This is a genomic window from Furfurilactobacillus siliginis (genome assembly GCF_001437435.1).
In the GTDB taxonomy this organism is placed as follows: Bacteria; Bacillota; Bacilli; order Lactobacillales; family Lactobacillaceae; genus Furfurilactobacillus; species Furfurilactobacillus siliginis.
Window position 1 is genome coordinate 159995 of record NZ_JQCB01000003.1, and the last position, 7241, is coordinate 167235.

Consider the following 7241-nt stretch of genomic DNA (forward strand, 5'->3'; position numbering starts at 1 on the left):
TTCCACTCACTATTTTTTTAATTAAAATGTTGCAGGAATTTCCATATTGGCTTGTGCTGAAAAGTCTTGATTAGGATACTTTCGTTTCAAGGCTTCAACGAGTAAATGCTTGGCAATGTCGCCGTTACGCGTCAAAATTGGGCCGTGGAAGTAAGTGCCATAGACGTTTTTGTAATGAACGCCTTCGGTTCCGTCTTGACCATTGTTACCAGCGCCTTCAGAGACCACACCCAGTGGGGCTTCATCATCGCCTAGGAAGGTCATTCCTTGATGGTTTTCAAAGCCGTGATAAACTTCGCCAGTTTGTTCATCTTTGATGATGGTATCACCGATAAAGCGATGATCCTTCTGATTCTTGGTGTAGTGGCTCATTGACTTGGTACCAGTGATTTTTTCGCCATCGGCACCAATGTAGTACTGACCGAGTAATTGGAAGCCACCACAAATGGCGAGGGTCGGCCCACCCGCCTCGATGAACTCAGTGATGGCATCAGCTTTGGATGGTAAGTCCTGAGCGACGATGGTTTGTTCAAAGTCTTGGCCACCACCAAAGAAAATGATGTCAAAGTCATTTGGATCAAAATGATCGCCTAAGCTGACTAATTGCGTGGAGATGTCAGTATCCATCTGTTTAGCGTAGTAGTCCATTGCTAAGATGTTACCAACGTCGCCATACGTATTCATGAGGTCGCCGTATAGGTGGGCGATTTTAAGCTGATATGTCGCCATTAAGCATCCATCCCTTCCTTAATTAAGCCATCGTTTGCTAATTGTTTTCGTAATTGTAGCACAGCTGTATAAGTTGCGAGCACATAAACCTTCTGCGTTGGTAGTTGTTTGATTTTCGCAATGATTTTCGTTAAATCAGGTTCAACAGAAGGATCAGCAACACCCGCGACATTTAGGCGGAACGTGATGTCTTTGTATCGTTCACCACCAGTAAGAAAGGCCTTGATCTGAGGATTGTCTCCAGTACCAGCTGCACCAAGCTTTTCAAATTCGCCATCCCAAATCCAACTGGTGTCGATGCCGTCTGCATAGTTAGCGTTTAGCAAACCGACAAAGGAGAAGGGTTCTGGTTCAGTTAGAATCATGTCGATTACTTGGTTTACCCCAACTGGGTTTTTGATCAAAATCAAAGTGACATCTTTATCGCCAACATGGATGACTTCCTGTCGGCCAAAGACGCGTTCGTCACTGGTAAAAGCAGCCCGAATTTGCTCGGGAGTAACGTCTAAGAAACGACCAACTGCGTACGCAGCTAAAGCGTTGTAAATGTTGTACAACCCACCGATGCCAATTTGGTAAGGTGCACCATCCAATTCAAACTGAGAAGCTGTTGGTGTCATTTTGCCCAGCTTCGTGACGGCATAGTTTAGCGCAGGACGGCTGAAGCCACAGTTAGGACAGAAATAGTCGCCTAAGTTGCCATAGGTCATGAAGTGATAGTGCAGGACATGTTCACAGCGCGGACATAAAATTCCATCCGTGTTGGTTGGTGCCATCATGTCACCTTGTTCTTGATGATTAAAGCCGTAGAAAATCTTTGGATTTGGCAAGTCGACAGAGTTAAATAACTGTGCGTCACCATTTGCGATGATGGTTGCTTCTGGTGCCAACTTAACACCGTCGATGATTTTTTTATACGTGGTGTAGATTTCACCATAACGATCCATCTGATCACGGAAGATATTAGTGAACACAAAGGCAATTGGTTTAATATATTGCGTTACCTTAATGACGTTTGCTTCATCAACTTCTAACACAGCGAGGGGACGACCGGTTTTGGAACGTTTGGCGTGTAAAAAGGTGCCGACGATACCTTGCTCCATGTTAGAGCCGGTCGGGTTGGTCAGAACGTCTGCGTATTTTTCGCGGAGCACGCGCACAGTTAGCGCAGTGGTCAGCGTCTTACCGTTGGTTCCGGTAATCACGATAACATCGTAGTTTTTCCCGAGTGTTTTAAGTAACTCGGGATCGATCCGCGTTGCCAATTTGCCAGGCAATGAAGACCCTCCGTGCATGAAGGTGTGTAAGAACCAATATGAAGATTTACCAACGGCCGTTGCGACCCCACTACGTAATGACATGAAATACTCCTTTATCACTGTTAATTAACTTTAAGTAGTTTAGCACAAGTTGCTTGCAATGCGCCGTTAGCGGTCTAGCCTTAACGACTGATTAATAAATTGCAACATGATTGGTAAATTGAGGGCCGTTTTGGACGCCCACCTGTTCAAGTATTGGTGCATTCGGTATAATGAAAGGCGATTAAAAATTCGGTGGGGAGAAGGCAACAACATGGCACAGTTATTTTTCCGGTTTGGTGCGATGAATTCAGGGAAGACGATTGAAATTTTAAAAGTCGCTCATAACTATGAAGAACAAGGTAAGTCAGTGATCATCATGACGAGTGCATTGGATACCCGTGAAGGATCTGGCATTGTGTCCAGTCGAATTGGCTTGCAACGACCAGCACATTCTATTCAAGCTGACACAAACGTATTTGATGCAGTGCAAGAAATCGATCCCAACGCTGCGTGTGTTTTGGTTGATGAATCGCAGTTCTTACAGAAACATCACATTATTGAACTGACCCATGTGGTTGACGACCTGCACATTCCAGTCATGACATTTGGCCTAAAGAATGACTTCCGTAACGAATTATTTGAAGGTTCCAAATATTTATTGCTGTATGCTGATAAGATTGAAGAAATGAAAACTATTTGTTGGTTCTGCCAACGCAAGGCAATCATGAATTTACGTTTTCATGACCACAAACCAGTTTACGAAGGTGAACAGGTTCAAATTGGCGGTAACGAAAGCTACTATCCAGTGTGTCGTGAACACTACTTCAACCCACCAATGACAGATTAACAACCGAGGAGAAACGACTTTTTATGGATGAGATTTTTGATAAATTACAATCGGTCGCTGATCGCTACGAGGAGCTCAATGAATTAATGAGTGATCCTGAAGTGATTGCAGATTCTGACCGGTTCATGAAGCTATCACGCGAAGAGGGCAGTCTGCGGGAAACTGTTGAAAAGTACCGTCGTTATCGCCAAGTTACCGATGAAATCAGTGATGATAACGAGCTGCTAAGAGAAAAGCTCGATCCAGAAATGGAAGAGATGACCAAAGCAGAACTGAAGGAACTCGACGACGAAAAGACGACTTTAGAAGACGAAATCACCATTTTGATGCTGCCAACGGATCCCAATGACGACAAAAACATCATCATGGAAATTCATGGTGCAGCTGGTGGGGATGAGGCCAGTCTGTTTGCGGCAGATTTATTTGATATGTACAGCCGTTATGCTGAAAAGCAAGGTTGGACAGTTGAAGTGATCGATGAAAACGCCACAGAAGTTGGTGGCTTTAAGGAAATCGCCTTGATGATCACAGGTGAAAAGGTGTATTCCAAGCTGAAGTTTGAAAATGGCGCCCATCGTGTCCAACGTGTGCCTGTTACTGAGTCTGCTGGTCGTGTGCATACTAGTACAGCGACTGTGGGTGTGATGCCCGAATATAAGGACGTTGATATCAAGTTGGAAGACAAAGATATTCGGACTGATGTGTTCCGTTCTTCTGGTGCCGGTGGTCAGCATATTAACAAGACCAGTTCAGCTGTGCGGATGACACATTTACCAACCGGTGTGGTTGTTTCGATGCAAGATCAACGGTCACAACAACAAAACCGTGCCAAAGCCATGGAAATCTTGAAGCAACGGGTTTATGACTACTACGCATCTCGCGAGCAAAATGAGTATGATGAACAGCGGAAATCTGCTGTTGGTACTGGTGATCGCTCCGAACGCATCCGGACCTATAATTTCCCTCAAAACCGGGTTACAGATCATCGCATCAACCTGACATTAAACAAACTTGACCGGGTGATGAACGGCGAACTCGATGACATTATTGATGCACTGTTATTGAATGAACAGGCAGAAAAGATGGAAGCACTGAATAATGGCTAATTCAACCATCCTAGAAGCCCAGCAATGGGCTTCTTCTTATTTTAACGACCATTTAGAAACGTCAGATCCTCAGTTGGCGGAGTTACTAATGGAAGATTTATTTCAATGGACACGGACTGAGATGTTGATGAACCGCCGTGGCGAGCTGTCTGATGCGCAGTGGAAGAGGTATCAGCAAGCGGTTTTGGCTGTCGCAGAGGGTCAACCAGAACAGTACGTCGTCGGACGGGCACCATTTTTTGGTCGGTCTTTTCAGGTAACACCGGCAGTCCTAATTCCGCGTCCTGAAACAGAAGAATTGGTTGAATGGGTGCTGACAGATAATCCGACAGACACAATGAAATCAATGCTGGATATTGGTACAGGCAGTGGTGTGTTAGCGATTAGTTTAGCGCTAGAACGGTCCACGTGGCAGGTAACCGGGACTGACATCAGTGAGGCAGCTATTGCTGTGGCGAATCAAAATGCCGATCAGCTAGGGGCCAAAGTGACCTGGACGACAGGCGACTTATTTAGCGGCATAGGCCAACAACGGTATGATGTTATTGTCAGTAACCCGCCATATATCAGTGAAACTGAACGCCCATTAATGGATCAAAGTGTCTTAGATTTTGAACCTGATCTAGCGTTGTTTGCGGATAACGATGGTTTAGCGATTTACCAACGTTTGGCAAATGAATTGGCGCAACACCTGACACCACAGGGATGTGCTTATTTTGAAATTGGGTTTGCCCAAGGATCAGCGGTTGTTTCTTTAATGAAACGAGCACTACCGGAGGCTGAAGTAACACTCAAACAAGATATCAACGGGCATGATCGGATGGTTCGTGTGCAACTTGTAACTGGAGGCGCTATTGCGTAATGGAAACAAAAATTTTTAAAAACACGGAAATTGAAGCAGCTGCCAAGGATTTAAAAGCGGGGCAATTAGTCGCCTTTCCAACTGAAACAGTTTATGGTTTGGGCGCTGATGCGCTTAATGAAACAGCCGTAAAACAGGTTTATCAAGCAAAGGGACGCCCAAGTGATAATCCGTTGATCGTGCATGTTGCGGATATTCAAACGGTCGAACGATTGGCACAACCATTATCGGATGCCGCTAAGAAGCTAATGACTGCTTTTTGGCCAGGATCATTGACGATGATTTTTAACCTGCGACCAGGTGTCTTGTCCAAAGCTGTTACAGGTGGGTTGAACACAGCGGCCTTTCGCTTTCCTGCTAATGACACCACGTTAGCCTTGATTAAAGCGGTTGGTCATCCATTGGTCGGACCGTCAGCGAACACATCAGGCAAGCCCAGTCCAACGACTGCACAGCATGTTGCCCATGACTTAGATGGTAAAATTGCCGGCATCGTGGATGATGGTCCAACGAAGGTGGGCGTTGAATCGACAGTGTTAGACATGTCGACTGATCAACCGGCTATTTTACGGCCTGGTGCCGTGACTGCCGCTGAAATAGAAGCGGTGATCGGGCAGACGGTTGCGACAGAAATTCACCAGGTGGGTGCTAAAGAAACGCCCAAAGCACCAGGCATGAAATATAAGCACTATGCACCTAGTGCCCAAGTATTGATTGTGAACGATGGTGATTGGGCAGAGGCACTGGCATGGGCGGCAAAACAGCCTGTTCAATTGGGGCTTATGATTACGGATGACCGGTTACACCAACTAACTGTGCCTCGTAACGTGGAAGCTTATTCATTGGGCCAAGATGTGACGACGGCCAGCCATCATTTGTTTGACGGCTTACGGCACTTTGATGACGAAACTGATATTAAAGATATCCTGGCAGAGGGTTTTAGCAATGATGGTATCGGTCTTGCATACATGAACCGGTTGAAAAAATCAGCTGGCAACACTTTTTTTGAAGCATAGACGAAAAGGAGATTAACAATGAAATCAGCAGTATTTATTGAACCAGGGAAAATGGTCGTTGAAGACCGACCAAAACCAGAATTACAAAATAGCGAAGAAGCAATTGTAAAGGTATTACGCGCTTGTGTTTGTGGATCAGATCTGTGGTGGTATCGTGGTATTTCAAATATGCCAACAGGCTCAATGACCGGCCATGAAGCAATCGGTGTTGTTGAAAGCGTTGGTAGTGATGTTACGAACGTTCAACCGGGAGATTTCGTAATCGTGCCATTTACCCATGGTTGTGGTCATTGTGCAGCATGTCTCGCAGGCTTCGACGGTGACTGTCAAAATGCTAAAAATGCTGAGCATGCGTATCAAGGTGAGTACTTGCGGTACTTGAACGCCAACTGGGGTTTAGTGAAAGTTCCTGGAAAACCAGAAGATTATACGGATGAGCAATTAAATGATTTACTGACATTATCAGACGTTATGGCAACTGGCTTTCACGCAGCTAAAACAGCTGAAGTAACAGATGGCGCAACTGTTGTTGTCATGGGTGATGGTGCGGTTGGCTTGTGTGGTGTAATTGGTGCGAAGCTACTAGGTGCCAAACGAATTATCATCATGAGTCGCCATGCAGACAGACAAGCTTTGGCAAAACAGTTCGGTGCAACCGATGTCGTACCTGAACGTGACGATGAAGCCGTTGCACACGTGATGGAACTGACTGATGGTGCAGGCGCGGATGCAGTTTTAGAGTGTGTTGGGACAGAACAATCCGTGGCAACCGCCGTTAAAGTTGCACGTCCTGGTGCCGTTGTTGGGCGTGTGGGGATTCCCCAAACTGCTGAAATGAACACAAACAACTTGTTCTTCCAAAACATTGGTTTGCGCGGCGGAATTGCTGCCGTTACGACGTATGACCGCGAATTGTTGTTGGATGCCGTCTTGAAGGGTGAAATTCATCCTGGACAAGTATTTACAAAGCAGTTCACCCTAGATGACATTGAAGCAGCTTACACCGCGATGGACAAACGTGAAGCAATCAAGTCACTGGTGGTCGTTAGCAAGTAAGCCCTTCGTTCTCGGCGTTACATCTGGTCTCCATTGCTAATGACCTGGCGCTGGGGGAGTGCTTTGCCCGCTTTGCGTGCAAAACACAAGTGCAGTGAACGACCAAGTAAACTCGCCGCCACGGGAACTGCAACGACCAACGTTCACTCTATATCTTAGTTATCTCCAAACTCAAATAGTCGTCGTTTCAGCTTACATTAACGTAAACTGAAACGACGACTATTTACTTTAGTGTGTTCTTTTACTTTGGCACTAACGGGCTTGTGTCGCTCGCAAAGCGAGCGACACTCTCCGTCAAAACAGGGTAACAGTGACGGCGGGAAA

The 7241-nt window shown here is 45.8% G+C and carries 7 protein-coding genes; 5 read left to right on the forward strand and 2 right to left on the reverse strand.

Annotation, left to right across the window (positions count from 1 at the left end; all coding sequences use genetic code 11):
• Positions 1-21: 21 nt before the first annotated feature.
• Positions 22-729, reverse strand: coding sequence for a type 1 glutamine amidotransferase (locus tag IV55_RS03415; RefSeq protein WP_057809386.1), 708 nt, complete (start codon positions 727-729; stop codon positions 22-24).
• Positions 729-2090, reverse strand: coding sequence for a Mur ligase family protein (locus IV55_RS03420; RefSeq protein WP_057809388.1), 1362 nt, complete (start codon positions 2088-2090; stop codon positions 729-731). The genes IV55_RS03415 and IV55_RS03420 overlap by 1 nt, the downstream gene beginning before the upstream one ends.
• Positions 2091-2301: 211 nt before the next feature.
• Between IV55_RS03420 and IV55_RS03425 the strand changes: the two genes are divergently transcribed.
• Genes IV55_RS03425 through IV55_RS03445 form a run of 5 tightly spaced genes read left to right on the forward strand, consistent with a single transcriptional unit; the run spans position 2302 to position 6917 of the window.
• A complete protein-coding gene (locus IV55_RS03425) occupies positions 2302-2877 on the forward strand; it encodes a thymidine kinase (RefSeq protein WP_057809390.1) in 576 nt (191 codons plus the stop codon).
• A 23-nt stretch (positions 2878-2900) separates the two neighbouring features.
• Positions 2901-3983, forward strand: a complete 1083-nt coding sequence (prfA, locus tag IV55_RS03430; RefSeq protein ID WP_057809392.1) for a peptide chain release factor 1 — start codon at positions 2901-2903, stop codon at positions 3981-3983.
• Positions 3976-4845, forward strand: a complete 870-nt coding sequence (gene prmC / locus IV55_RS03435; RefSeq protein WP_057809394.1) for a peptide chain release factor N(5)-glutamine methyltransferase — start codon at positions 3976-3978, stop codon at positions 4843-4845. The genes prfA and prmC overlap by 8 nt, the downstream gene beginning before the upstream one ends.
• Positions 4845-5861 (forward strand): L-threonylcarbamoyladenylate synthase, encoded by a 1017-nt coding sequence (locus tag IV55_RS03440; protein ID WP_057809396.1) that lies wholly within the window; start codon positions 4845-4847, stop codon positions 5859-5861. Before prmC ends, IV55_RS03440 begins: the two co-directional genes overlap by 1 nt.
• 18 nt (positions 5862-5879) lie before the next feature.
• Complete coding sequence (locus tag IV55_RS03445; protein ID WP_057809398.1) at positions 5880-6917, forward strand: zinc-binding dehydrogenase; 1038 nt, start codon at positions 5880-5882, stop codon at positions 6915-6917.
• The last annotated feature ends 324 nt before the right edge of the window (positions 6918-7241 follow it).

Bases quoted from the DNA above. Each gene is read 5' to 3' on its own strand.
- IV55_RS03415 (WP_057809386.1), bottom strand. From the start codon at position 729: ATGGCGACATATCAGCTTAAAATCGCCCACCTATACGGCGACCTCATG.
- IV55_RS03420 (WP_057809388.1), bottom strand. From the start codon at position 2,090: ATGTCATTACGTAGTGGGGTCGCAACGGCCGTTGGTAAATCTTCATAT.
- IV55_RS03425 (WP_057809390.1), top strand. From the start codon at position 2,302: ATGGCACAGTTATTTTTCCGGTTTGGTGCGATGAATTCAGGGAAGACG.
- prfA (WP_057809392.1), top strand. From the start codon at position 2,901: ATGGATGAGATTTTTGATAAATTACAATCGGTCGCTGATCGCTACGAG.
- prmC (WP_057809394.1), top strand. From the start codon at position 3,976: ATGGCTAATTCAACCATCCTAGAAGCCCAGCAATGGGCTTCTTCTTAT.
- IV55_RS03440 (WP_057809396.1), top strand. From the start codon at position 4,845: ATGGAAACAAAAATTTTTAAAAACACGGAAATTGAAGCAGCTGCCAAG.
- IV55_RS03445 (WP_057809398.1), top strand. From the start codon at position 5,880: ATGAAATCAGCAGTATTTATTGAACCAGGGAAAATGGTCGTTGAAGAC.